Origin of the sequence: Burkholderia sp. AU6039, from assembly GCF_002223365.1 — a bacterium.
Taxonomy (GTDB): Bacteria; Pseudomonadota; Gammaproteobacteria; order Burkholderiales; family Burkholderiaceae; genus Burkholderia.
On the sequence record NZ_NKFK01000004.1, the window covers coordinates 440931 to 465622 of the forward strand.

Below are 24692 nucleotides of genomic sequence, written 5' to 3' on the forward strand. Positions count from 1 at the left end.
AGCGGCGGCCCATCAGAAGACCAGGCGCAGCCCGGTGAAGACGAGCATCCCGACGACGATCGTGCCGAGCATGCTGCGCCGCCACAGGAACCAGCCGAGGCCGGCGAGCGCCGCGTAGAACGGATGGTTGGACAACGCGAACGACAGCCCGGCCGGCGTTTCGAGCACGTCGGGCAGCACGACGGCGACCAGGGCCGCCGCCGGCGCGTAGCGCATCGCGCGCTGCGCGCGCTCGGGCAGCACGGTGCGTTCGCCGCCGATCAGGAACAGCGCGCGCGTGACGGCCGTGACGATCGTCATCCCGATGATGACGATCCAGATTTCCGTCGCGCTCAATCGATTTCCTTTTCGTGCACGGTTTCGGTGCGGATGCGCCGCCAGTCGGCCCGCTCGACGAAGAAATCGGCCGTGCAGCCGGCCGCGAGCGCGGCGAGCACCGCGAGCGGCAGCGCGAGCCGGTACGGCAGGTCGAACGCGATGAGCGACACGACACCGGCGACCGCGACGGCCGCGAGCGTCGAGCGGTTCGCGACCGCCGACACCATGATCGGGATCAGCGCGAGCGTGCCGGCCAGTTCCAGCCCCCAGCTCGCGGGAAAGACGCTCGCGAGCAGGATGCCGGCGAGCGACGACACCTGCCACGACAGCCAGCTCGCGAGCGCCATCCCCCAGAAATACGCTTCCTTGCCGGGCACGTGGCCGTACGCGAAGCCCTGTTTCTGGAACAGCAGGTAGATCACGTCGCCGTTGAAATAGCCGATCGCGAGGCGCCGCCACAGCGGCAGGTAGGAGAAATGGGGAGCAAGCCCGGCGCTGAAGATCACGAAGCGCGTGTTGACCATCGCGGCCGTGAGCAGGATGGTCCAGATCGGCAGCTTCGCCGCGAGGAGCGGCAGCACCGCGAGCTGCGACGAGCCCGCGTAGACCAGCAGCGACATCGCGCTCGCCTGCCAGAGGGTCATGACCGACTTGCTCATCGCGATGCCGGTGACGAGCCCCCACGAGAAAATCGCCATCAGCGTCGGGGAATAGTCGCGCGCGCCCTGGATCAGCGCGAAGCGGTCGGTGGCGGACAATCGAGCGAGCATGGGAAGCGGGCCGCAGCGGGCGGTTCGTCGGGGCGCCGGCGCCTCCTGCCGGGTCGACCCTTCGTTATTGGAATCGGTACCGGGCGATTATAGCGCCGGCCCCGCGCCGACCGACCGGATCGCCTTCAAATGACGCTAAAATATGCGTCTTTCCGGCTCAACGCTGCATACAACCGCATCCCAGGAGAAATCTATGTCAATGGCCGACCGCGACGGCAAGATCTGGATGGACGGCAAGCTGATCGACTGGCGCGACGCCAAGATCCACGTCCTGACCCACACGCTGCACTACGGCATGGGCGTCTTCGAGGGCGTGCGCGCGTACAAGTCGGCCGACGGCAGCACCGCGATCTTCCGCCTGTACGAGCACACGAAACGTCTGCTGAATTCGGCGAAGATCTTCCAGATGGACGTGCCGTTCGACCGGGAAACGCTCGAAGCCGCGCAACTCGAAGTCGTGCGCGAGAACCAGCTCGAGTCGTGCTACCTGCGCCCGATCATCTGGGTCGGTTCGGAAAAGCTCGGCGTGGCCGCGAAGGGCAACACGATCCACGTCGCGATCGCCGCATGGCCGTGGGGCGCGTACCTCGGCGAGGAAGGCCTCGCGAAGGGCATCCGCGTGAAGACGTCGTCGTTCACGCGCCACCACGTGAACGTGTCGATGGTGCGCGCGAAGGCGTCGGGCTGGTACGTGAACTCGATCCTCGCGAACCAGGAAGCCACCGCGGACGGCTACGACGAAGCGCTGCTGCTCGACGTCGACGGCTACGTGTCGGAAGGCTCCGGCGAGAACTTCTTCCTGGTGAACAACGGCAAGCTGTACACGCCCGACCTGTCGTCGTGCCTCGACGGCATCACGCGCGATACCGTCATCACGCTCGCGAAGGACGCCGGCATCGAGGTCATCGAGAAGCGCATCACGCGCGACGAGGTCTACACGGCCGACGAGGCGTTCTTCACCGGCACGGCCGCTGAAGTCACGCCGATCCGCGAGCTCGACAACCGCACGATCGGCAGCGGCGCGCGCGGCCCCGTCACGGAAAAGCTCCAGTCGGCGTTTTTCGATATCGTGTCGGGCAAGAACGCGAAGTACGCGAACTGGCTGACGAAGGTCTGAGCGCGCCGCGCCACCGACCGCCCCACAAAAGAGTGATAAGAGAAAGTCTCATGAGTGAAATCAAGGAAATGCCGCTGGTCGAGCTGACGGCCAAGGATCTTCCCGCGTACTGCCCGAACCCGGCCATGGCGCGCTGGAGCGCCCACCCGCGCGTCTTCATCGACGTCTCGCACGGCGAGGCACGCTGCCCGTACTGCGGCACGCGCTACAAGCTGCGTGACGGCGAGGTCGTCAAGGGCCACTGAGCCCCGGCGGCCGGGCCTGCAGGCTGATGCAGGCCCGGCGCCCGCCCAGGCGGCGCAGCCGGATTGCCGGCGCGCCGCCGTTCTCCATTCTGGCAACCCGAACGCGGCGCCTGAGCGCCGTGCTTCATTACGACATCGGAAGTCGACCTGATGCGTCGAGCGCTGGTTATCGCACCGAACTGGATCGGTGACGCATTGATGGCGCAGCCGCTTTTTGCGCTGCTGAAGAAAAACCATCCCCGCATCGCGATCGATGCCGTCGCGCCCTCGTGGGTCGCGCCCGTGCTCGAGCGGATGCCCGAGATCCACGATGTCTACGCGACCGATCTCGCGCACGGCAAGCTGCAACTGCTGCGCCGCTGGCAGCTCGCGAGCGACCTGCGCGACGTCGGCTACGACGCGGCGTACGTGCTGCCGAACTCGCTGAAATCCGCGGTGATCCCGTGGCTCGCGAACATCCCGCTGCGGGTCGGCTACACGGGCGAGCACCGCTACGGGCTGCTGAACGTGCGGCACGCGAACCCGGACAAATCGGGCGAGCGGCCGCCGATGACGGCCCACTATGCGGCGCTCGCGTACGCGCCGGGCGCGAAGCTGCCCGAGTCGATGAAGACGCTGCCCGCGCCGCGCCTCGACGCCGATCTCAACGAGACGGCGCGCGTGTCCGCCCGTTTCAATCTCGATACACGCAAGCCGCTCGTCGTGTTCTGCCCGGGCGCGGAATACGGCCCGGCCAAGCGCTGGCCGCCCGAGCACTTCGCGTCGCTCGCCACCATCGTCCACCAGTCGTTCCCGTACACGCAGATCGTCGCGCTCGGCTCGCAGAAGGACGCCGCGGCCGCGCAGGCGATCGCCGACCACGCGCCGAACGTGCGCAATCTGTGCGGACAGACGTCGCTGTCGGAGGCGTGCGCGCTGATCGCGCGCGCGAACGCGGTGGTCACCAACGATTCGGGGCTGATGCACGTTGCCGCCGCGCTACGCCGGCCGCTCGTCGCGCTGTACGGATCGACCGATCCGCGCCACACCCCTCCGCTGTCGGACCTGGCGAAGGTACAATGGCTTCATCTCGAATGCAGTCCCTGCTTCGAACGCGAGTGCCCGCTCGGCCACCTGAAGTGCCTGCGCGAACTCGGTCCCGAGCAGGTATTCGGCGATTTGCGCGGCATGCTCGTCGGGCAGCGCTGACCCTGGCCGGCAGCGTCGCACGGCGCGCCGGGCAATCCGATTCACCGGTGTACGGCGGCTCCATCCGGGCCGCCGTGCTGAATACGGCGCGCGACGCGCGCGAGAGATAACCCCGATGCCACGTTTTGCCCGCCTCTTCGAAGCCGCCGCCGATACGCTGAACGCCTACTACCAGGCCGTCGCCGATGCCAATCTCGACGCGCTGCTGGGACTGTGGATCGACGAGGATTTCGCCAGCTGCGTATGGGCGGACGGCGAGCATCTGCACGGCCTCGACCAGATCCGCAGCGGGCTCGCCAACCGGCTCGCCACGCGCCCCGTGACGATCGAGCCGCTCGACATCCGCGTGTACGACAGCCTCGGCACGGTCGTCTATACGATCGCCGAAGCGCATCAGCAGGCCGACCTGACGGCCGAACCCGACATGGTTTTCGCGACGTACGTGATGATTCACGAACGTGGCGAATGGCGCATCGCGCACATTCACGCGAGCCCGATTCCCGAACAAGCGGCCGGACAATTCGCCGCGAAGATCCGTCATGGGCAGGGTCCGCTGCACTGACGAAAAGACGAAGCAACGCATACGCGGGGCGATCATGAGTACGGCTTCTCCGCCCACCTCGCCGCTGACCGGGGCCCCGGCCCCCGACGACGACATACTGCGCTATCGCGCACCACGCTGGCTGCCCAACAGCCATGCGCAAACCATCGTGCCCGCGCTGTTCGCGCGGCGTCCCGTCGTCGCTTATCGACGAGAGCGATGGGAAACTCCCGACCACGACTTCATCGATCTCGACTGGGTCGCGCATCTCGACAGCGCGGCGCCGGCGCCCGATGCGCCGCTGTTCGTGCTGTTCCACGGCCTCGAAGGCAGCTCCGGCTCGCACTACGCGCTCGCGATGATGGCCGCCGCGCGCGCGAAGGGCTGGCACGCCGTCGTGCCGCACTTCCGCAGTTGCAGCGGCGAGATCAACCGCCAGCCGCGCTTCTACCATCTCGCCGACAGCGCCGAGGTCGACTGGATCCTGCGCCGGCTCGCCGCGCAGCATCGCGGGCCGCTCGTCGCGGCCGGTGTGTCGCTCGGCGGCAACGTGCTGCTGCGCTGGCTCGGCGAGCATCGCAGCGACACGTCGATCCTGCGGGCGGCCGCCGCGATCTCGACGCCGATCGACGTGCACGCCGGCGGGCGCGCGCTGTCGCAAGGCTTTGCGATGGTCTACACGCGCAGCTTCCTGAAGACGCTCAAGCGCAAGGCACTCGCGAAACTCGACCAGTACCCGGGGCTGTTCGACCGCGAAGCCATGCTGCAGGCCGTGACGATGCGCGACTTCGACGAGGTCGTGACCGCGCCGCTGCACGGTTTCGCGAACGCCGACGACTACTGGACGAAGGCGACGACACGGCCGCTGCTGCCCGCGATCGACGTGCCGACGCTGATCCTCAACGCCCGCAACGACCCGTTCCTGCCTGAATCGGCGCTGCCGGGCCCGGCCGACGTATCGCCGGCCGTCGAGCTCGACCAGCCCGCGGCCGGCGGGCACGCGGGATTCATGACCGGGCCGTTCCCCGGCCGCCTCGACTGGCTGTCGGCGCGGGTGTTCGGCTATTGCTCCAAATTCGTCGACCATGGATGACATCGTCAGGCAGGCCCTCGCCAAGTGGCCGAACGTGCCGCACTGTACCGGCTGGCTGCTGCTCGACCGGCGCGGCGAATGGCGGCTGCGCGACGACGCGGCTCAGGCGGCCGGCGAACTCGGCTCGCCGATCCGGCATGCGGCGCTGAACGCGTTCATCGGCCGCAACTACGAATGCGACGCGCAAGGCCAGTGGTTCTTCCAGAACGGGCCGCAGCGCGTGTACGTCGAGCTCGCCTATACACCGTGGGTCGTCCGGCTCGCCGAGCGCGACGGGCAGCTCACGCTCACCGACCAGACCGGCGCGCCGTTCGAACCGGACGAAGCCTGGCTCGACGACGCGGGTGGCGTGCTGTTTCGCGCGGCCGGCACGCCGCCGCGCATCGCGGCGCTGCACGATCACGATCTCGGGCTGTTCGCCGATCATGCGGATTTCGATGCCGCGCCGCCCGTGCTGTGCTGGCGCGACGGCCGCACGCTGCCGCTCGGCAGCATCGTCGGTGCGGACGTGCCCGCGCGGTTCGGCTACGTCGCAAGCCCGGCGCAGCAGGCCCGCAATACAGCTGACAGCGGCAACTGATCCGCAGCGGCCGCGCTTCCCGAGTATCGGCCGCTACCCGCGGCCGTTCTTCTCGTCCTCGCGCTCTTCCTTGTAGCGCGCCTCGAATTCCAGCAGCCGCGCGCCGATCATCGACTGCTCGTAGAACGACACGTCCTTCGCGTCGCGCGCTTCCTTCAGTTGGCGAATCGCCGACGGCCACGCGCCGTCGAGCGCGAGCTTCTCCGCGAGCGCGCGGCGCCGCGCCAGCAGGTCACCCTTGCCGTCGCTCGCCTTCGCGAGATAGTCCCACCAGTCCGGCTGCTCGGGGTCGGCCTTCGCCTGCGCGCGTGCCTGCGCCTGCGCTTCCCCGAAGCGGCGCGCCGCGATCAGCGCCTGAAGATGCGCGACGATCGCCGCGTGCGACGCCGGCCAGCGCCGCTGCGCGAGCGCCGCGAGCCGCACCGCGTCGTCGGCCCGCCCCGCGCGGCGCGCGATGTCGGCGGCCAGGACGTCGAGGCTCGGCGAGCTCGTCGCCGGATCGTCCTCGCGCCGCTCGCGGGCGTCGAACGCGCTGCGTGCCGACGCGAGCGCCTTGCCGGCCGCGTCGTACTCGCCGAGCAGCGCATCCGCGAGTGCGATGCCGTACCAGTTCGCCGCGACGTTCGGCGCGGTGCGATCGTCGATCTCGAACTGCATCCGCCGCGCCTCGGCCGCGATGTCGGTCGGCGCGCGATTCTGCAGGACGCGCAGCCGCGCACGCACGAACCCGTATTCGGGCGACTGGCGCGGCTGCCGGTACGGTGCGCGGCGCGCGCGATCCTCCATGTCGGCGATCCGCTCGCCGGTCAGCGGGTGCGTGCGCGCGTACGCCGGCACGCCCGCATCGCCCATCGACGCGCGGTCGAGCCGCTCGAAGAAGCCCGGCATCCCGTACGGGTCATAGCCCGCGCCCGCGAGCAGCTGAAAGCCGACGCGATCGGCCTCGCGCTCGGCCGAACGCGAGAAGCGCAGCTGGTTGTCCACCGCATACGCCTGCCCGCCCATCGCGATCGCGCTGCCGAGGTCGCCGCTTCTCGCGAGCACGCCGGCCAGCACGCCGAGCAGCATCGTCGCGAGCGCCGTGTAGCCGGTCTTCTCGTTCGCGCCGATCATCCGCGCGATGTGCCGCTGCAGCACGTGCCCCATCTCGTGGCCGACCACCGATGCGAGTTCCGACTCCGTCTGTGTCGTGACGACGAGGCCGCTGTTGATCCCGATGAAGCCGCCCGGCATCGAGAATGCGTTGATCTGCGGATCGCGCACCGGGAACAGGTCGAAGTCCGGCGTGTAGCCGCCGATGAAGCGCGCGGCCGCCGCGGCCGCGAGCCGCGCCGCCATCGCGTTCAGGTAGTCGCGCACGAGCCAGTCGTCGAGATAGTCGGGATCGCGCCGCACTTCGCGCATCACGCGCTCGCCGAGCCGGCGCTCGGCCTGCGGCGTCAGCGAACCGCCGGAGCCGTCGCCCAGGTCGGGCAGCTCCAGCGAGCGAAGCGGCGCGCGCAGGCTCGCGGCCGGCGCCGACGCGCCGCCTGCGTCCGAAAACCGGCTCTCCGCGCCGCCGTACGTGCCGAACACGCCGGCCGCGATGCCGGACGGCACGGTGGAAATCGACCGCGCGCCGCCGGCCGCCGATTCGAGCGGCGGCGCGGACGCGCTCTGCGCACGGCCGCTCGGCGGCAATGCGAGCGCCACCGACAGCGACACGGCAAGCAACTGTTTGACACGCATGGCAGGATGAAAACGACGCCGTCCCGCGCGCCGGGCGCGCATCGCGGCGTTTGGTCTGAATGTTCGGGTCATTGTACCGGCGGCAGCGTGACTGTCCCGTTCGGCATGGACGCCATCTGCGTCCCCGGCGCCGCGCATGCCACTGCTATGATAGGCGCCCGTTGAGCCGTTGGATCGGCGCGGGGCGCAGAGACGGGATTCGATGCCCCGGCCAATCGCGATGCGCGATCGCGGGACGTGCTCGCGCCCGCCGTTCCACTAGAGGAAGACATGTCAGGACTCACCCATTTCGACGCCGCCGGCCATGCGCACATGGTCGACGTCGGCGGCAAGCAGGAAACCCAACGCATCGCGATCGCGCGCGGCACGATCCGGATGCTGCCGGCCACGTTCGCGCTGATCCGCGACGGCAAGGCCAAGAAAGGCGACGTGCTCGGCGTCGCGCGCATCGCGGCCATCCAGGGCGCCAAGCGCACGGCCGACCTGATCCCGCTGTGCCATCCGCTCGCGCTGACGCGCGTGGCCGTCGAGTTCGAACTCGACGACGCGCTGCCCGGCGTCCACTGCGTCGTGCAGGTCGAGACGTTCGGGCGCACCGGCGTCGAGATGGAAGCGCTGACCGCCGTGCAGGTCGGGCTGCTGACCGTCTACGACATGTGCAAGGCCGTCGATCGCGGGATGGTGATCACCGATGTAAGCGTGCGCGAGAAGCGCGGCGGGAAGTCGGGGGACTGGAAGGCGGAGGAATAAGACTCCGTTTCGTAAATCCTTTCTTCGATTCCATACCGGCCACCCCGGTATCACCTTCGTTTGACGAAATCGCCTCGAATCTGACTGCTGGCATACGAAAAATCGATCTTGTCCCACTCCGGTCCCACAAGAAACTGGAATGGCTTCAATTCTGAGGCTGGCCCAATTTCCGTCCCAGTCTTAGTTGGAAAATTCCGGCTCTTCGGGGCGGGCCGAGCCGGCCCGATCGGTGCACTGGCGGGCGAATTCCGCCGATGCGCACCGTAATGCACTCGCACTTCCGTGATCTCCTTGATGCGCATTTCCAATGCGCTTTGATCCCGCGCGACCGACTCGTAGCGGTAGACCGTGCGGGACAGCTGCAATAACGCGCAGGTCTGCCGCTGGCTTGCGCCGAAACGCTGCATCAAGTCAGTGAAAAGCTCACGGCGCCGAGAAGGCTTCAGAGCTTTTTTGACAGCACGTCCTGCAGCATGGCCTTGTCCAGCGACAGATCGGCCACGAGCCGCTTGAGCTTGGCGTTCTCTTCCTCAAGTTGCTTCAGCCGGCGCAGTTCCGAGCGCGACAGCCCGCCATATTTCGTCCGCCAATTGTAGAACGTCGCGTCGCTGATCCCCATCTTGCAGCACACCTCCGCGACAGGCGTGCCCAGCTCGGCCCGCTTCAATGCGTATGTGATCTGTTCCTCGGTGAACTTGCTCTTCTTCACGGCATGACCTCCTGATCTCGATGACAACGCCATGCCGGAATTTTCCACTTTCAAATGGGACAGTTTTGTGGGCTAGGGTCATGCCAATGTAAAGATCTGATTAATTCATGCCGTTATCCATGTGGGTGCAATAAATGCGCTCGTGATCAATGGACGACTAGGAGGTGGTTGAGTGGCAATTGAATCCGGAGCTTGGGCTCCATATCTTAATAATCCTATTGTCTGCGCTGCTTTCGTGGTTTCAGTCGCGTCTGGCGTCGTCTTCGCCGTGCTGAAAACCAAGAAATCGGATAAAAAAATCATCCAACTGGCGGTTGTGTGCTTTTTCCTCACCTCCCTTGGTGTTCTCCTTGTATCTGCCGGTGCAGTCTTAGGCCAGAATCGAGGCTCGGTTGAGAACGCGCGAGCACAATCAAGCAATGGCAATGGCAATGGCAATGGCAATGGCAATGGCAATGGCAATGGCAATGGCAATGGCAATGGCAACAGTGTTGCGCAAGGCGCATCTTCATCCGTAGGGAATGTACAACTAAATGCGGCCCCGATTGCACCCGCTTCGGGGTCGTCGGCTCCTGTTGTCACCGGCATTAATACGGGAGGCCTTTTGTCCAATAATGTCCAGGTGGTGAATGGCTCGAACAATAATGTTACCAACCAAGCGGGGAAACAGAAGTGAAAGTGAAAATTTCGCTCATCGCTCTAGTTGCCGCACTCTCTTCATTCCCCTCGTTGTCCACTAGCGCTGAAGGTGCAGGGAATGCGCAAATCGTCACCGGCGACTGCAATATTGTAGTTAATGCGGCCACACCAAGATCATTCCCTGCGCAGTACTGCCCGAAATTCTCTGTCGCAAAGGATGCGGCAGACGCACTCGCAAAAATAGAGAGATATATCGAAGCCTCGAATCCAACCAAATTGGACTTAGCCTCCGCTAAAATTGAGAAATGGGCATCGGATAGCGAAGACTATTTAACACTCAGCCTTTCCAATATCAGCACACTGCCGGCACTGAGGGTGAATATTCGATTTTTGGCTCCAGTTAATCCAGGGGAAAATCAATCTCACCAAATAAATTTTAGCCCCAGCCGATCCGTCCCATCAGCCATGCTAAAAAATCTTAGCATTGGAAGCAAAGATACAACAAAAATTCCAGTGGCCCCTGTTTCGGAGTTGATCAGATATTCTAGAAATGGAGTGCCAGCCGATTACGAGTTAATTGGTGCAGGCACAACCCCAAACGCGCCCGATGATATGACGCAGCAATACATTCAAGGCCACGGCTTGACTAATAACTACACATTCCAGTCGACCGCGTCCAGTCTTGGCGTTCAGATTTTGTATGGAACGATATTCGGCGGAAAAGTTAGCCTGCTAACTGGTGTGTATCTTTATTTCGGTAAAGTCACTGCAAATCAGCCAATCGACGGCACAGAGCGGGAGGGCATCATCGAATAGGTAGCTACTTCCAGCGGTCTATGAGTGTGCACGAACAATCATTGGCCTTCTTCGGTGACCTGAGCAGCATGGTTCGCACTGAATCAGTTTTTTTATGGACTCGGTGTGAACCATTTAGAGAAAAGTCTCGACCCGGTTCGCCTGAGGCACACCCGATTCACATTGCTCGTAGGCTGGTCAGCACAATCCTGTCTGGGCCATCACGAGACGTGAGATTGGTTACCGGCAATCCATAAAGAAAGGGCCTAAGCGGTCGATAACTACACTGAGTTATGCGGACGCCCCCCCTATCGCAGGCGCCCCCCTTCTAACCATGTCGTAACGAACAAGCACGGAGGATCTCAAAATGGCTATCACTTGCCCGAAATGCAACAGCCCGCAGGTAGATAAGCGAAATTACGGGAAAAAAGCAGGCACTGCGGTTGGGGCGGGCGCAGGGGCAGTGGGAGGCTGGCTCGGCGCAGGCGAAGGCGCGGCCGCGGGTGCTGCAATCGGTTCGCTAGTTCCTGTCGTCGGAACCCTGCTTGGCGGCATCGCCGGTGGTATTTTGGGCGCATTGGGTGGTGCCGCCACCGGCGCAGTTGTAGGCTCAAAAGCTGGCGAGATGGTGGACTCGCATGTCCTCGACAACTACAAATGCCTCGATTGCGATCATACGTTTAGCGTATAAGCTATCTTCGTCCGCCTGAACCGATAAGCCCTTGCAGTCCGTCCGACTGCAAAAACCAACTGGCGGAATGTTAGCGCCCCAGGGTCTCAAATTCGGCGCGGCGGACCACGATGCAGGCTTCATGATTATCACGGCGACTAGTTAAAACATGACCGACAAGACCATCGAACAATTCGACCAAGCGATGCGCGGCATTTATGACGCCGCCCGACGGTTGAAGCCGCCATACCACGCGACATACTTCTTGCGGATGGTGAACGAACACGGTGGCAAGGAGACTGCGAACCGACTGCTGGCAACAAACAAGCCATCGGAAGGGTTCACTGAACTCTTTCTCCGTGGACGGGAAAACCTCCGACTAAGCGTCGAATATCTTGTCCTTCAGAAACCGTGGCGCGATCTGTTCACGGAAGAACAGCTTGCGGTCGCGAGGAAGCGGTTGATCGAGGTTGAATGTCCGTTGCCAGCGGACGAGCGGGATTGATCGCCTGACGACACCGAAATGACCTACAGATATTTCCTCGATGGCGTGGTCCATCCCGAACGAGCGCAGATACCCGATCACCACATCTCCCCTAAGTTCAAGCACGTTGTATCCGGGGTGGATGCGAAAGCTGACGTTCGGATTCTCATGAATCAGGTGGCTGTATGGGTCGAGACGGAAGTCGAGTGGAATGCCTTGGACCTGCGCAACGCAGTCAGGTACATGGTCCAGCTGGAAATGGACATTGTGGGCTTCCTTCTCGGCCACACCTATGATGTGGAAATACGGCGGGCCATCTGCCCGGAAGTCGGTCTCGATGTCGTTTTCGGCATCGACGTTCCTTGCATCGGCGAACTGCATCGGGGAGTCGATCTGCATGCCCGCATTGCAGCCATGCGTCCTAAGCTGCGAGGCGAACCGGGAGTCTTCCTTCATCGGTGCTTACGCGACCTTATCACCGCGATGAAGGAACCGGACGATGTTGCCTTCCACTGCTATCGAGCCATCGAATCGCTTCGCCACCATTGCATCGCTACTCGATCACTGGACCCGAAGGACAAGACAACTCAGTGGAAGACACTGCGCGAGATTGCCGGGTGCGATGAATCAGCGACGAGGCTACTGGAAAATGCAGCGCAGGCCCCACGCCACGGAGAACCCCAAGTCGTTCCTGAGGCCGATGCGGTCAAGCTCCTGACGACAGCATGGACTATCGCGGACGGCTACATCCTCAACTGCTGATGATGTTTGCGGTCATTCCGAGAACAGCTACGTGCTCGACGACAACCCAATCCGGTTCAAGGTGCGCCCCGACGGCTTCGAGGTGCGCGCGACGGTCGGCTCGATGGACAGCGACGTGATGACGCGGCGGGCATCTTCCGCTACCGCGTCGACGGCGACACCGTGCAGCGCGTACAGCCCGTCGCGCTCAACGGCCGCGATTTCGTCGATGAATGGCTGAAGGCAGATGATGCGCTCGCGCGCGACTGAAGCGAGCCCGCCGCAGCAGCGGCCGCGCTGAAAGGCCGGCAGGCGTTCGACAAGGCCAGCAAGGTGGCCGGCAGGGGGTTCGCGTATGGCCCGGTGCGCGGCTGCTCGGACAGCAAGGATCGCTTCCAAGTGGAACTCGATCTGACGGGCACCACCGGGGAAACGGTCGCGCGGCACTATGCGCTGATTCGCCAGGAGCGCTACGGATTCACGCTGCTCGGGCTGAGTACCGCGGCCGAGCCGGCTTGCCGCGGCGCGAACCTGATGCCGCAGCACTGAACGTTGGACACGCGTGCCGTAACGGCCGTGCGCATCGACTGTCGGCTGCCATGCACAACGAGGCGGCGGGCACCTCTACGCGGGTCACACCGCCCACGCCTCACTGGCCGCGCTGCGGCTCGAACACGAACGGTTGGGTCAGCAGGAACGGGTTCGCGGTCGCGCCCGTCTGCACGCAGCTCGCGTGCGTCATCGCGTCGACGGCCGCGCGGTCGGCCGCCGCATTGCGGCTGCTCGTCGTCACGGTGACGTTCTGCGCTTCGCCGGACGTCGTCATCAGCGCACGCACGAGCACGGTCGCCGGGCGCGTGAGCGGCTTCGCGGAATCCGGATAGACGGCGCGTGGAATGTGACAGGTCAGCTTGCTTTCCTGCGACGACGACAGCATCGCGCAGCCGGAAAACAGCATCGCGACGGCGGGCAGGATCAGGTAGGTCGAGCGAATAGCCATGGTCGAATATCGTTCTTCAGCACTGTTCCGGACGCACGCGCCGCGCACCGGAACACGTTGCCCGGCCGCATCGCATGCATCACACTGCGCCGCGGCCATCGGACCGGCGCCCCGTTACGGCCGCACGGCCGATCGATGCTCGGCCGCGATCCTGCGTGGCGGACTTCCCGGGTGACCGGGGTGTTGCCTGTGTTCGCGCTGCCCTCGCCTCACACGGGTCGGCACGCGAGCGCTTTCGCGCATTGTGCACGCCCTCCCCGGCGAGCGGCGGCGATTTGACAATGGTTGACGCGAATCGCCGGGCCTTCAGCCGGAATCCATGCAATCCGCGAGGTAATCGATGCGCGGCCGGAATCGCCGGGTTCGCGCCGGGCGCTAACGACCGACGCGCACCGCCGCCCCGTCGCGGCGCGGCACATGCCGGAATTCCCCGTTCCGGCAGGCGCTGCGCGCATCAATCCGAATCGTCGTCGTCCTCGTCGTCGGCCGCATCGGCCGGCACTTCGCCGTATTTCGCGACGACCGCCGCCTTGAACGGCTTCAGCGCCGGCTGCTGATCGCACAGCTTGTACAGCGCGGCCAGTTGTTGCGGCCAGTCCTTCAACTCCTTCGCAAACACGTGCAGGCGTGCGACGGTGTCGAGCGCGTCGGCCTCGCGGCCGGCCAGCGCCTGCAGTGCCGCATAGCGGCGCAGCACCGTCTCGCCGGGCAGCAGCGCGATCGCGCGCTCATGCGCGGCGAGCTTGGCCGGCAGGTCGTCCGCCGAAATCGGGAGGAGCGTGGCCGCACCGTATTCACCCCACGCGCCGAACAGCAGCGACGGCGCATCGCGGTACTGCGCAGCCGGATCGCTGCCGTAATACAGCACTTCCGCGCGCTGGTAGTCGCGCAGCACCGGCACCGCCGCCAGCACGCCGCCGACCGACAGCACCGCGAACAGCCCGAATGCGGCACGCCCCGGCAGGATGCGCAGCGACTTCACCTCGAGCAGCCCGATCACGAACATGGCCGGCAACAGGAAGAACATGTACTGCTGCGGATACTCGACCAGCGCATGCATCAGCAGGATGCCGATCAGCGCGAAGCCGAACACGCGCATGCTCGACTGCGGCGCGCGCACCGCGCGCACGAACCACGTCACGAGCGCGACGACGAGCACGCCCAGGCCGGCGAGGCCGGACTTCGCGAGCAGGTCGATGAAGATGTCGTGCGAGTTGTTCGCGATCTCGACACCGCCGAGCGAGCGCACGAGCGCGAACTGGTGCGACGGGAATTCACCCCAGCCGACACCGAGCAGCGGATGTTCGCGGAACATCGCGAGCCCGTACTTCCACAGCGCGAGGCGCGGTGCGATCTGCCCCGCGTCCCGCATCCGGTCGGCCGCGGATTCCGCGAGACCCAGGTGGTAATGGACGTTCGCCCAGCGCACCGCGACGTTCACCGCGATGAACGCCACCGCGAGCACGACCGGGATCGCCCACGCACGCGCATTGCCCGGCGCGCGGCGCGATTCGAGCCACGCCATCCAGAAACCCGCGACGACCATCACCGCGACCTGCAGCCACGGCCCGCGCGACACCGTCAGCGCCAGACCGGCGGACAGCACGATCGACAGCACGAGCCACGCCCATACCGCGAGCCGGCGCGTCTGCACGAGATACAGCGCGCCCGCGAGCGCGAACGCGATGTAGCTGGCCAGATGGTTCGCCTGCGCCATGTTGCCGTACGGACGGCGATCGACCGCGACGTTGTATATCACGACGAACGGCGACAGCGCCGACTCGAGGTGGAACAGCTGCACGATCTGCGTTCCGACCGCGAACACGCCGCCGATGAGCAGCGCGCCGGCCATCATCCGCGACACGGCCTCGGCCAGGCCGTCGCGCGCGAGCGCATAGCCGGCCTGCATCGCGACCAGCGCGGCGGCGAGATAGCCGACCGCCAGCCAGTTCATCGACGGCACCTTGAGCGGGATCAGCGCGACCTGCGCGATGAGCACCACGGCGAACCCGAGCGGCGCGACGAACGCGGCCGGCGCCGCAAACGGCTCGGCCGGGCGGCCCGTGCGCGCGAGCAGCACGACGGACACACCGACCAGCAGATACAGCACCAGTGCCGAAAACTCGGAATAGAAGGTCGGGATCGGATACGTGTGATTCGTGATCGCGTACGGCACGATCAGGGCGACAGCCAGCGCAACGAGCGGCAACGAACGGGAAAAAGTAGAAGGCATGAGCGAACCGGATGTCAGCAACCGGCGCACTATACAAAACTTTCCCCCCTCTGTGCGGGGCCTTCGCGCCACGATCCGACACGGCGCGGCCGCCCCGGCCGGCTGAAGCGGCGGCCGGCATGCTGCCCGCGCCGCCCTGCTTCGCCTCCGGCGCTACGCGCGGCACTCCGCCGGCGCATATTTCGCGGGCAGCGTCGCCGCATCGACCGGTAGCGGCCCGGCCCCCGGCGCGGGCAGCGACGACGCCGCCTTGCCGGCGGCGAAGCACTCCCACGCGATCGCGCCGGCCTGCATCGCGCCCTTTTTGAGCGGCACGCGGGCGGTGGGCGCATCGGCCTTGTCGGGCGCGGACGGCACGAGCACCAGCGTATTGGTGCCGGCCGCGGCGACGCGCGTGGTGAACGCGACCGTGATCTGGCCGGTCTCGCCGTCGATCACAACCGATTCGACGTTGCGGGTGCCGGCCGGCGGGCTGTAGCCGCCGTCGAGGCTCGCGCCGCTTGCGGCGTTGTCGGCGACGGCGAGCCGCGCGGACGACGCAAGCGCGAGCCCTTCGCCGACGCGCGAGCGCGCAAGGTAATCCTGATACGCGGGAATCGCATAGGCCGCGATCACGCCGACGATCGCCAGCACGATCATCAGTTCGATCAGCGTGAAGCCGGCCGGCCGCCAGCGCGGCGACGGCCGGTTCGCGCGCCGCAGATCGGCGGCCACGCGACGGAACAGGGAAACGGAAAAGGCTTCGAACATGGCAGGCTCCGGAAACGAAAAACGCCTGCCGCAAAGGCAGGCGTCTCGATCGTAGCCAGCGGGCCGTGAATCCGGCAGTCGGCCGGACGGCCAATGTCAGTGCGCGTGCGGTACGTCGCGGCGCTTCCTGAGCGTGTAACCGATCGCCACGACGAACAGCGCGCCCGCGATGCTCGCGCCGTAGAGGACCTCCGGCGTATCGAGCACCGGCCAGCGGTCGCCGACCGGGTCATTCACGATCAGCCCGCCCGCGATCCAGCCGAGCAGCCCCGCGCCGAATGCCACGAAGATCGGGAAACGGTCGAGCAGCTTCAGCACCAGCGTGCTGCCCCACACGATGATCGGCACGCTGACGACGAGGCCGAAGATCACGAGCGCGATCCGGTGCGACGGATCGGCCTGTTCGGCCGCGCCCGCGATCGCGATCACGTTGTCGAGGCTCATCACCGCATCGGCGATCACGATCGTCTTCACGGCGTCCCACAGCCGGCTGGCCGGCTTGATGTCGTCGTGCGCGTCGCCGGCCGGCGCCATCAGCTTGATGCCGATCCACAGCAGCAGCAACCCGCCGCCGAGCTTCAGGAACGGCACGTCGAGCAGCGCGACCGCGAACGTGATCAGCGCGACACGCAGCAGGATCGCCCCCGCGGTGCCCCAGACGACGCCGCGCAACCGCTGGTTCGCGGGCAGGTTGCGGCATGCGAGCGCGATCACGACGGCGTTGTCGCCGCCGAGCAGGATATCGATGATGACGATCTGGAGAACGGCGCCCCAGTGGAGCGACGTCAGGAATTCGAGCATGGCGTGACGGGCAGGACGGCGGCCGCCCTCGGGCGACCCGGTTCATTGCCGGCACATGCGCGATGCATGCCCGGTGCTTACGAATTCATTGCGCGAGCATAACAAAAAACGCCGGCAAAGCCGGCGTTTTCTGCAGGACGAACCCAGGTGGAAATATTACAGCGCCTTCTTCAGCAGACGGCCCATTTCCGACGGGTTGCGCGTGACGGTGATGCCGCACGCTTCCATGATTTCCAGCTTCGCTTCGGCCGTATCCGCACCGCCCGAGATCAGCGCGCCGGCGTGGCCCATGCGCTTGCCCGGAGGCGCCGTGACGCCCGCGATGAAGCCGACCACCGGCTTCTTCATGTTGTCCTTGATCCACTCTGCCGCATTGGCTTCGTCCGGACCACCGATTTCGCCGATCATCACGACTGCGTCCGTATCCGGATCGTCGTTGAACATCTTCATCACGTCGATGTGCTTCAGACCGTTGATCGGGTCGCCGCCGATACCGACTGCCGACGACTGGCCGAGGCCGAGTGCCGTCAGCTGGGCAACCGCTTCATACGTCAGCGTGCCCGAACGCGACACGACGCCGATGCGGCCCTTGCGGTGGATGTGACCCGGCATGATGCCGATCTTCAGTTCGTCCGGCGTGATCGTGCCCGGGCAGTTCGGCCCGAGCAGCAGCGTCTTGCGGCCTTCGCGACGCATGCGGTCCTTCACTTCGATCATGTCACGGACGGGAATGCCTTCCGTGATGCAGATCGCGAGATCCAGGTCGGCTTCGACCGCTTCCCAGATCGCAGCCGCTGCGCCTGCCGGCGGAACGTAGATGACCGACACGGTCGCGCCGGTTTCCGCCTTCGCTTCCTTGACGCTTGCGTAGATCGGAATGCCTTCGAAATCTTCGCCAGCCTTCTTCGGGTTCACGCCCGCGACGAATGCTTCGCGGCCGTTTGCGTATTCACGGCAGGCGCGCGTATGGAACTGACCGGTTTTGCCGGTAATGCCCTGCGTGATGACCTTCGTGTCCTTGTTGATCAGAATCGACATGTATTTTGACCTCTGTTCGATTGGCGTCGCGTATGAACCGCGCCGCCATGCGTGTTCATTAGCGCGCGCTTACTTGCCTGCGGCTGCCGCGACGACCTTCTGCGCAGCTTCTTCCATGCTGTCAGCCGAGATGATCGGCAGGCCCGAATCGGCCAGCATCTTCTTGCCGAGGTCCTCGTTCGTGCCCTTCATGCGCACGACGAGCGGCACGTTCAGGTTCACGGCCTTCGAACCGGCGATCACGCCTTCCGCGATCACGTCGCAGCGCATGATGCCGCCGAAGATGTTCACGAGGATCGCCTTCAGATCCGGGTTCTTCAGCATCAGCTTGAACGCTTCCGTGACCTTCTCGGTGGTCGCGCCACCGCCGACGTCCAGGAAGTTCGCCGGTTCGCCGCCGAACAGCTTGATCGTGTCCATCGTCGCCATTGCCAGGCCCGCGCCGTTCACGAGACAGCCGATGTTGCCGTCGAGCGAGATGTATGCGAGGTCGAACTTCGACGCTTCGATTTCAGCCGGATCTTCTTCGTCCAGGTCGCGGTAAGCGACGATTTCCGGGTGGCGGAACAGCGCGTTCGAGTCGAAGTTGAACTTCGCGTCGAGTGCGATGACCTTGCCGTCGCTGGAAACGTTCAGCGGGTTGATTTCAGCCAGCGACGCATCGGTTTCCCAGAATGCCTTGTACAGGCCTTGCAGGATCGCGCGCGCTTGCGGAATCGAAGCGGCCGGCACGCCGATCTTCGCGGCGAGGTCGTCTGCCTGCGCGTCGAGCAGGCCCGTCGACGGCTCGACGATGACCTTGTGGATCAGTTCCGGGTGCTTTTCGGCAACTTCTTCGATGTCCATGCCGCCTTCGCTCGAACCCATCAGAACGATCTTTTGCGTCACGCGATCGACGACGAGGCTGACATACAGTTCCTGCTTGATGTCGGCGCCTTCTTCGACCATCAGACGGTTGACCTTCTGGCCTTCCGGACCGGTCTGGTGCGTGACGAGCTGCATGCCGAGGATCTGGTTCGCGTATTCGCGGACCTGCTCGATCGACTTCGCCACCTTCACGCCGCCGCCCTTGCCACGGCCGCCTGCGTGAATCTGAGCCTTCACGACCCATACCGGGCCGCCGAGCTCTTCTGCCACCTTGACGGCCTCGTCCACCGAGAACGCCGGCTTGCCGCGCGGTACCGCGACTCCGAATTTCCGCAGGATTTCCTTACCCTGGTACTCGTGAATCTTCATGCGTGATTCCCTTCAGTCTGAGAGTTGGATGAAAAGTCGCTTTAGACGCTTCTTCGAATGATTTCCGTTCATTCCTTCGTGCTGCCTTCACCGGGCACGTCCGGCCGGCTCGCGCCATACCAGCGCGGGTAGTACTGCCGCACGACCTCGCCGTCGAACCGCAACGCCCGGCAGCGGCCGAGCTGGAAAGGCGCTTCGTCGTGCACGCCGCCATGGTCCGGCCCCTCGCCCCCCTCCTCGCGCACGTTCCACACGTCACCGGCGAACGCCTGGATCGCTGCCGTCGGCAGCACGGCGCACAGTTCGGTGAGGTGGGAGCAGCCTGCGACGCCGGCGAGCAGCCGGTTCGCGTTGCGGCGGAAATTGCGGAAGAGATTGAGCCCGATGAGGGCCCGATAGGCGGGAGTGGCGGATTGACAGTGACCGGGATAGGGAACCCATTCCGAAGACGCTTCGGCGTCGACGACATTGAGGTCACGATCGATAGTCACGCGCAGCCAGAGTTCGTGGATCGGCAGGCCCTGGGGCCGGATGCCCGACGCAAGCGCGACATCGCGCGGCTTGTGGTCGGTCAGGCAGGCTTCGATGTCCCACAAGCCGTCGCCGCGCTCGTAAGCTTCCGCTCGGATTGCGCGTTGATGTCGCAACTGACGGGGCACGGGCTCGGATAGCGGCATGCTGGAGGTTGAGGCCGAAGAGGAAAACCCAAGGATTTTAGCATATTGGGTATTTGAGACAGTTTGACGCAACGGCGGGTATTCCCGCCTGTCCGGAAGCGGTTGCGATGCAGCAAAATCGCGCGCCACGCGCGCGATCGGCGCGGTCAGTCGTCGACCAGGAAATCGTCGCCGACCTTCAGCAACTTCACGATGGTCGCACTCGAGAAGCCGCGCGCGGCGAGAAAGCGCGCCTGCTTCGCACGCTCGGCCGGCGTTTGCGGCAGTGCACCGAATTTCTTGCGCCAGACCGCCTGTGCACGCGCCCATTCGGTCTCGCGGAGCTGCGCATTCACCTCTTCGACGAGCGTGTCGCCCACCGCATGACGCTTCAGCTCGCTGACGATGCGTGCGACGCCGACACGCGACGCGCGACGATGCACGAGACTCTCGGCAAAGCGCGCATCGGACAGCCAGCCTTCCTGTTCCAGCGCATCGAGCACGGGATCGACGGATTCGTCTTCGCCGACGTAGGGCGCGAGCTTGCGCGCGAGTTCCGTGCGACTGTATTCACGGCGGGATAGATAGCCGAGCGCGCGGCCCTTCAGCGATCGCTGAGGCTTCGATGACTTGCGCTCGGTCGCGCCCGGTGCGTCACCTGATGCAGTGCTGGAAGAAGCACCCGGCGCGCGACGTGTGCGGCGCGGATGCTGGCTGCTGCGCGTATAGACATCTTCCCTGGCCGGCGCCGATGCATCGGCTGCGCGATCACCCGGGAAGCTGACACCGGAAACACGACGGCGGGAGCGGTCGTGCGCGTCGAACGATTCATCGTCGTCGAACGGATCGTCCGGTGTGGCAATCTCAAACGAAACGAGGGCATCGTCGGATGCCCTCGTCGCGGTGCGGTTCGCGGCATCGCTGCCTGCGCCCCGCCGATCGGCGCCCGAGGATCCGGCTCGCCGGCCGGAGCGACCCGCCGTTTCGGGCGCGTCGCTCTCCTCCGGCTCGCCAGCCTGACCTCGGCGCCCGACCATCACTCTTCTTCGTCCATCGCCTCGGCTTCGTCCTGGCCTGCCCCATCGGGCATGGTGACCACGCCAAGCGATTCGCGAATGCGGTTCTCGATCTCGCGTGCGATTTCCGGATTCTCGCGCAGGAATTCACGCGCGTTGTCCTTGCCCTGGCCGATCTTCTCGCCGTTGTAGCTGTACCAGGCGCCCGCCTTGTCGACGATCTTCGCCTGCACGCCGAGATCGATGATCTCGCCCTGACGCGAAATGCCTTCGCCATACAGGATGTCGAAGATCGCTTCGCGGAACGGCGGCGACACCTTGTTCTTGACGACCTTCACGCGGGTTTCGTTGCCGATCACCTCGTCGTTCTTCTTGATCGAGCCGATCCGGCGGATGTCGAGACGCACCGACGAGTAGAACTTCAGCGCGTTGCCGCCCGTCGTGGTTTCCGGGTTGCCGAACATCACGCCGATCTTCATCCGGATCTGGTTGATGAAGATCACCAGGCAGTTCGTGCGCTTGATCGTGCCGGTCAGCTTGCGCAGCGCCTGCGACATCAGGCGGGCCTGCAGACCCGGCAGCGAATCGCCCATCTCGCCTTCGATTTCGGCCTTCGGCACGAGCGCCGCGACCGAGTCGATGACGATCATGTCGATCGAGCCCGAGCGCACCAGCGCGTCGGTGATTTCAAGCGCCTGCTCGCCGGTGTCCGGCTGCGAGATCAGCAGCTCCGGCACGTTCACGCCGAGCTTCGCTGCATATTGAACGTCGAGCGCGTGCTCGGCGTCGATGAACGCCGCCGTACCGCCGATCTTCTGCAGTTCGGCAATGACCTGCAGCGTGAGCGTGGTTTTACCGGACGATTCCGGACCGTAGATCTCGACCACCCGGCCGCGCGGCAGGCCGCCGACGCCGAGCGCGATATCGAGACCGAGCGAGCCCGTGGACACGACCTGGATGTTCTCGGTCGCCTCGCCGTCGCCCATGCGCATGATCGAGCCCTTGCCGAACTGCTTTTCGATCTGGGCAAGCGCGGCGGCCAGCGCCTTGCTCTTCTCGGCGGTCATCCCGGAGCCCTTCTTGCTATCTTCCATGAATCGTCCTTTGCTATGATGAGCAGCGTCTGTTAGAGGCGCGCCCACTTTCAAGCGCTGCCCACGAATGCAGACACTGTATAAAAAAACAGTGTTTTGTGCAAGCCCGCAATGCAGAGCGTTGTACACGAATAACTTCGGAGACAGCCGGCCGGCGCGAACGCCCCGCCGGCCATCGGTCAGCACCATGCGAATTCTCATCGCGGAAGACGACAGCATACTCGCGGACGGCCTCACCCGGTCACTCCGCCAATCGGGCTATGCGGTCGACCACGTGAAGACCGGTGTCGACGCCGATACCGCGCTGTCGATGCAGACATTCGACCTGCTGATCCTCGATCTCGGGCTCCCCAAAATGCCCGGGCTCGACGTGCTCAAGCGCCTGCGCGCCCGCAATTCCAACCTCCCCGTGCTGATCCTGACGGCCGCCGACAGCGTCGACGAGCGCGTGAAGGGGCTCGACCTCGGCGCCGACGACTACATGGCCAAGCCGTTCGCGCTCAACGAGCTCGAGGCGCGCGTGCGCGCACTGACCCGGCGCGGCGCGGGCGGCGGCCCGACCGTCGTGCGCCACGGCTCGCTCGCGTTCGACCAGGTCGGCCGGATCGCGTATGCGAACGATCACGTGCTCGACCTCTCCGCCCGCGAGCTCGGCCTGCTCGAGGTGCTGCTGCAGCGGATCGGCCGGCTCGTGTCGAAGGAACAGCTCGTCGACCATCTCTGTGAATGGGGCGAGGAAGTCAGCAACAACGCGATCGAAGTCTACGTGCACCGGCTGCGCAAGAAGATCGAACCCAGCGGCGTACGGATCTCGACCGTGCGCGGCCTCGGCTATTGCCTCGAGAAGGTCGCGCCCGCCGCGCCGGCCGACACGGCAGCGCCCCAGCCCGCGGTGGCCGGCACGCCGTTGCGCTGAACCCGGGCGTCGCCGCGATGGCCACGCCGGCCCATCCCCGCCATCCGACCGGCGCGCCGTCGTCGGCCGCCGACGAGGCGCGCGACGCGCGCTACGAGAACCCGTTCGCGCCGCCCGACGAAACCGATGCGCCCGAGGCGCCGCGCCCGCGCTCGCTATTCGGCGAAATCCTCGACTGGATGCTCGCGCCGCTGCTGCTGCTGTGGCCGATGAGCATCGCCGTCACCTATCTGGTCGCGAAGACGATCGCGAACGGCCCGTTCGACCGCGCGCTCGAGACCAACGCCTATGTGCTCGCGCGGCAGATCCATCCGGTGAACGGCGTCGCCGAGCTGACACTGCCGGAGCAGACCCGCGATTTCCTGCGCGCGGACAACGTCGACAGCGTGTACTTCCAGGTGCTCGGCACACGCGGCGAGCTGGTCGCGGGCGAAGCCGACATGCCGCTGCCGCGCGACGAGGACCGCCCGCCGCCAGGCGTCGTCATGTTCCGCGACGACCTGCTGCGCGGCAACGACGTGCGCGTCGCGTATACGACCGTCGCGCTGCCGCAATCGGGCAGCCCGCAGCCCGTGCTCGTGCAGGTCGGCGAAACGCTGGACAAGCGCAACGCGCTCGCGAACGACATCATCAAGGGGGTGATCCTGCCGCAGTTCGTGATCCTGCCGCTCGCGATCCTGCTGGTCTGGTTCGGGCTGTCGCGCGGGCTCGCGCCGCTCAACGCGCTGCAGGCGCACATCCGCGCGCGGCGGCCCGACGACCTGTCGCCCGTCGAGGCGCAGCGCGCGCCGCCCGAGATCGAGCCGCTCGTCACGTCGTTCAACGACCTGCTCGCGCGCCTCGAACAGAACATGGCGCTGCAGAAGCGCTTCATCGCCGACGCCGCCCATCAGATGAAGACACCGCTCGCGGGCCTGCGCACGCAGGCCGAGTTCGCGCTGCGCCACCCCGTCCCGCCCGACGTGCAGCGCTCGCTCGAGCAGATCGCGACGAGCTCCGAGCAAGCCGCGCGGCTCGTCACGCAGTTGCTTGCGCTGGCGCGCGCCGAAAACCGCGCGAGCGGGCTGACGTTCGAGCCGGTCGAGATCGCCACGCTCGCGCGGCGCGCGGTGCGCGACTGGGTGCAGGCCGCGCTCGCGAAACGGATGGATCTCGGCTACGAAGGCCCGCCGGACCCGCCTGACGACGGGCCGCTCGACGTCGACGGCAATCCGGTGATGCTGCGCGAGATGCTCGGCAACCTGATCGACAACGCGATCCGCTACACACCGGACGGCGGCCGCATCACGGTGCGCGTGCGCGCCGAGCCCGCGGCGCGGCTCGTGCATCTCGAAGTCGAGGACACCGGGCCGGGCATCCCGGCCGCCGAACGCGAGCGCGTCGTCGAGCGTTTCTACCGGATCCTCGGCCGCGAAGGCGACGGCAGCGGCCTCGGGCTCGCGATCGTGCGCGAGATCGCCACGCAGCACGGCGGCACACTGACGCTCGACGATCACGTCTACCAACACGCACCGCGCCTCGCCGGCACGCTCGTGCGCGTCAGCCTGCCGCTGGCCGAAACCGCCCCGGATTAACCCTGACGGG

General features: G+C 65.6%; 26 protein-coding genes and 2 pseudogenes. 15 read left to right on the forward strand and 13 right to left on the reverse strand.

What is annotated here, in order from left to right:
• Positions 1 to 12: 12 nt before the first annotated feature.
• Together CFB39_RS14705 and CFB39_RS14710 are read right to left on the reverse strand one after the other, a co-directional pair.
• Positions 13 to 336, reverse strand: coding sequence for an AzlD domain-containing protein (locus CFB39_RS14705; protein ID WP_089473486.1), 324 nt, complete (start codon positions 334 to 336; stop codon positions 13 to 15).
• Positions 333 to 1088 (reverse strand): AzlC family ABC transporter permease, encoded by a 756-nt coding sequence (locus CFB39_RS14710; protein ID WP_089473487.1) that lies wholly within the window; start codon positions 1086 to 1088, stop codon positions 333 to 335. Before CFB39_RS14710 ends, CFB39_RS14705 begins: the two co-directional genes overlap by 4 nt.
• A gap of 193 nt (positions 1089 to 1281) precedes the next feature.
• Between CFB39_RS14710 and CFB39_RS14715 the strand changes: the two genes are divergently transcribed.
• The 6 genes from CFB39_RS14715 (at position 1282) to CFB39_RS14740 (ending at position 5852) form a co-directional block, all read left to right on the forward strand.
• Positions 1282 to 2205: a branched-chain amino acid transaminase gene (locus CFB39_RS14715; protein ID WP_089473488.1), complete on the forward strand. Its 924-nt coding sequence runs from the start codon at positions 1282 to 1284 to the stop codon at positions 2203 to 2205.
• Positions 2206 to 2255: 50 nt separating this feature from the next.
• A complete protein-coding gene (locus tag CFB39_RS14720; protein WP_006749970.1) occupies positions 2256 to 2450 on the forward strand; it encodes a zinc-finger domain-containing protein in 195 nt (64 codons plus the stop codon).
• A 150-nt stretch (positions 2451 to 2600) separates the two neighbouring features.
• Positions 2601 to 3638: a lipopolysaccharide heptosyltransferase II gene (gene waaF, locus CFB39_RS14725; protein WP_039360609.1), complete on the forward strand. Its 1038-nt coding sequence runs from the start codon at positions 2601 to 2603 to the stop codon at positions 3636 to 3638.
• 115 nt (positions 3639 to 3753) lie between these two features.
• The gene (locus CFB39_RS14730; protein WP_006749968.1) at positions 3754 to 4200 is read left to right on the forward strand and encodes a nuclear transport factor 2 family protein; all 447 of its coding nucleotides are present in this window, start codon (positions 3754 to 3756) and stop codon (positions 4198 to 4200) included.
• Between the two features lie 34 nt (positions 4201 to 4234).
• On the forward strand, positions 4235 to 5272 hold the full coding sequence (locus CFB39_RS14735; RefSeq protein WP_089473489.1) for a hydrolase: 1038 nt from the start codon (positions 4235 to 4237) through the stop codon (positions 5270 to 5272).
• Positions 5265 to 5852, forward strand: coding sequence for a DUF2946 family protein (locus CFB39_RS14740; protein ID WP_089473490.1), 588 nt, complete (start codon positions 5265 to 5267; stop codon positions 5850 to 5852). The genes CFB39_RS14735 and CFB39_RS14740 overlap by 8 nt, the downstream gene beginning before the upstream one ends.
• Before the next feature lie 33 nt (positions 5853 to 5885).
• On the opposite strand, the gene CFB39_RS14745 is transcribed toward CFB39_RS14740, so the two are convergent.
• A complete protein-coding gene (locus CFB39_RS14745; protein WP_089473491.1) occupies positions 5886 to 7580 on the reverse strand; it encodes a M48 family metalloprotease in 1695 nt (564 codons plus the stop codon).
• A 270-nt stretch (positions 7581 to 7850) separates the two neighbouring features.
• On the opposite strand from CFB39_RS14745, the gene moaC reads away from it, so the two are divergent.
• A complete protein-coding gene (gene moaC, locus CFB39_RS14750) occupies positions 7851 to 8330 on the forward strand; it encodes a cyclic pyranopterin monophosphate synthase MoaC (protein ID WP_089426243.1) in 480 nt (159 codons plus the stop codon).
• Positions 8331 to 8581: 251 nt separating this feature from the next.
• Here moaC and CFB39_RS14755 read toward each other — a convergent pair.
• A pseudogene (locus CFB39_RS14755) lies at positions 8582 to 9039 on the reverse strand (transposase); the annotation flags it as partial.
• Positions 9040 to 9211: 172 nt separating this feature from the next.
• Here CFB39_RS14755 and CFB39_RS39415 point away from each other — a divergent pair.
• The 6 genes and pseudogenes from CFB39_RS39415 to CFB39_RS14775 form a co-directional block, all read left to right on the forward strand.
• The gene (locus tag CFB39_RS39415) at positions 9212 to 9715 is read left to right on the forward strand and encodes a hypothetical protein (protein ID WP_144030259.1); all 504 of its coding nucleotides are present in this window, start codon (positions 9212 to 9214) and stop codon (positions 9713 to 9715) included.
• Positions 9712 to 10494, forward strand: coding sequence for a hypothetical protein (locus tag CFB39_RS39420; protein ID WP_144030260.1), 783 nt, complete (start codon positions 9712 to 9714; stop codon positions 10492 to 10494). Before CFB39_RS39415 ends, CFB39_RS39420 begins: the two co-directional genes overlap by 4 nt.
• A 346-nt stretch (positions 10495 to 10840) precedes the next feature.
• The gene (locus CFB39_RS14760; RefSeq protein WP_089426245.1) at positions 10841 to 11164 is read left to right on the forward strand and encodes a hypothetical protein; all 324 of its coding nucleotides are present in this window, start codon (positions 10841 to 10843) and stop codon (positions 11162 to 11164) included.
• 148 nt (positions 11165 to 11312) lie between these two features.
• Positions 11313 to 11648 carry a hypothetical protein gene (locus CFB39_RS14765; protein ID WP_089473492.1) on the forward strand — a complete coding sequence of 112 codons (336 nt, stop codon included), beginning with the start codon at positions 11313 to 11315 and terminating at the stop codon, positions 11646 to 11648.
• A gap of 18 nt (positions 11649 to 11666) precedes the next feature.
• Positions 11667 to 12389, forward strand: a complete 723-nt coding sequence (locus tag CFB39_RS14770; protein ID WP_089473493.1) for a hypothetical protein — start codon at positions 11667 to 11669, stop codon at positions 12387 to 12389.
• A gap of 22 nt (positions 12390 to 12411) precedes the next feature.
• Positions 12412 to 12917, forward strand: a pseudogene (locus CFB39_RS14775) (hypothetical protein); the annotation flags it as partial.
• 100 nt (positions 12918 to 13017) lie between these two features.
• Here the strand turns inward: CFB39_RS14775 and CFB39_RS14780 are convergent.
• The 9 genes from CFB39_RS14780 to recA form a co-directional block, all read right to left on the reverse strand.
• Positions 13018 to 13368 carry a TonB family protein gene (locus CFB39_RS14780; protein ID WP_089473494.1) on the reverse strand — a complete coding sequence of 117 codons (351 nt, stop codon included), beginning with the start codon at positions 13366 to 13368 and terminating at the stop codon, positions 13018 to 13020.
• Positions 13369 to 13822: 454 nt separating this feature from the next.
• Positions 13823 to 15601 (reverse strand): Wzy polymerase domain-containing protein, encoded by a 1779-nt coding sequence (locus CFB39_RS14785; protein WP_089473495.1) that lies wholly within the window; start codon positions 15599 to 15601, stop codon positions 13823 to 13825.
• Positions 15602 to 15754: 153 nt separating this feature from the next.
• Complete coding sequence (locus CFB39_RS14790; protein ID WP_089473496.1) at positions 15755 to 16351, reverse strand: pilin; 597 nt, start codon at positions 16349 to 16351, stop codon at positions 15755 to 15757.
• 96 nt (positions 16352 to 16447) lie between these two features.
• Positions 16448 to 17152 (reverse strand): TerC family protein, encoded by a 705-nt coding sequence (locus CFB39_RS14795; protein ID WP_089473497.1) that lies wholly within the window; start codon positions 17150 to 17152, stop codon positions 16448 to 16450.
• Positions 17153 to 17308: 156 nt separating this feature from the next.
• Positions 17309 to 18190: a succinate--CoA ligase subunit alpha gene (gene sucD / locus CFB39_RS14800; protein WP_006477916.1), complete on the reverse strand. Its 882-nt coding sequence runs from the start codon at positions 18188 to 18190 to the stop codon at positions 17309 to 17311.
• Between the two features lie 69 nt (positions 18191 to 18259).
• Positions 18260 to 19426: an ADP-forming succinate--CoA ligase subunit beta gene (gene sucC, locus CFB39_RS14805; protein ID WP_011353083.1), complete on the reverse strand. Its 1167-nt coding sequence runs from the start codon at positions 19424 to 19426 to the stop codon at positions 18260 to 18262.
• A 68-nt stretch (positions 19427 to 19494) separates the two neighbouring features.
• Positions 19495 to 20103: a DUF2889 domain-containing protein gene (locus CFB39_RS14810; RefSeq protein WP_089473498.1), complete on the reverse strand. Its 609-nt coding sequence runs from the start codon at positions 20101 to 20103 to the stop codon at positions 19495 to 19497.
• Positions 20104 to 20249: 146 nt separating this feature from the next.
• The gene (recX, locus tag CFB39_RS14815; RefSeq protein WP_089473499.1) at positions 20250 to 21119 is read right to left on the reverse strand and encodes a recombination regulator RecX; all 870 of its coding nucleotides are present in this window, start codon (positions 21117 to 21119) and stop codon (positions 20250 to 20252) included.
• Positions 21119 to 22192, reverse strand: a complete 1074-nt coding sequence (gene recA, locus CFB39_RS14820; protein ID WP_089473500.1) for a recombinase RecA — start codon at positions 22190 to 22192, stop codon at positions 21119 to 21121. The genes recX and recA overlap by 1 nt, the downstream gene beginning before the upstream one ends.
• Positions 22193 to 22379: 187 nt before the next feature.
• Between recA and CFB39_RS14825 the strand changes: the two genes are divergently transcribed.
• Positions 22380 to 23108 carry a response regulator transcription factor gene (locus tag CFB39_RS14825; RefSeq protein ID WP_041492943.1) on the forward strand — a complete coding sequence of 243 codons (729 nt, stop codon included), beginning with the start codon at positions 22380 to 22382 and terminating at the stop codon, positions 23106 to 23108.
• A gap of 17 nt (positions 23109 to 23125) precedes the next feature.
• Entirely contained in the window at positions 23126 to 24682 is a 1557-nt protein-coding gene (locus CFB39_RS14830; RefSeq protein WP_089473501.1) for a sensor histidine kinase, read from the forward strand.
• Positions 24683 to 24692: the final 10 nt, after the last annotated feature.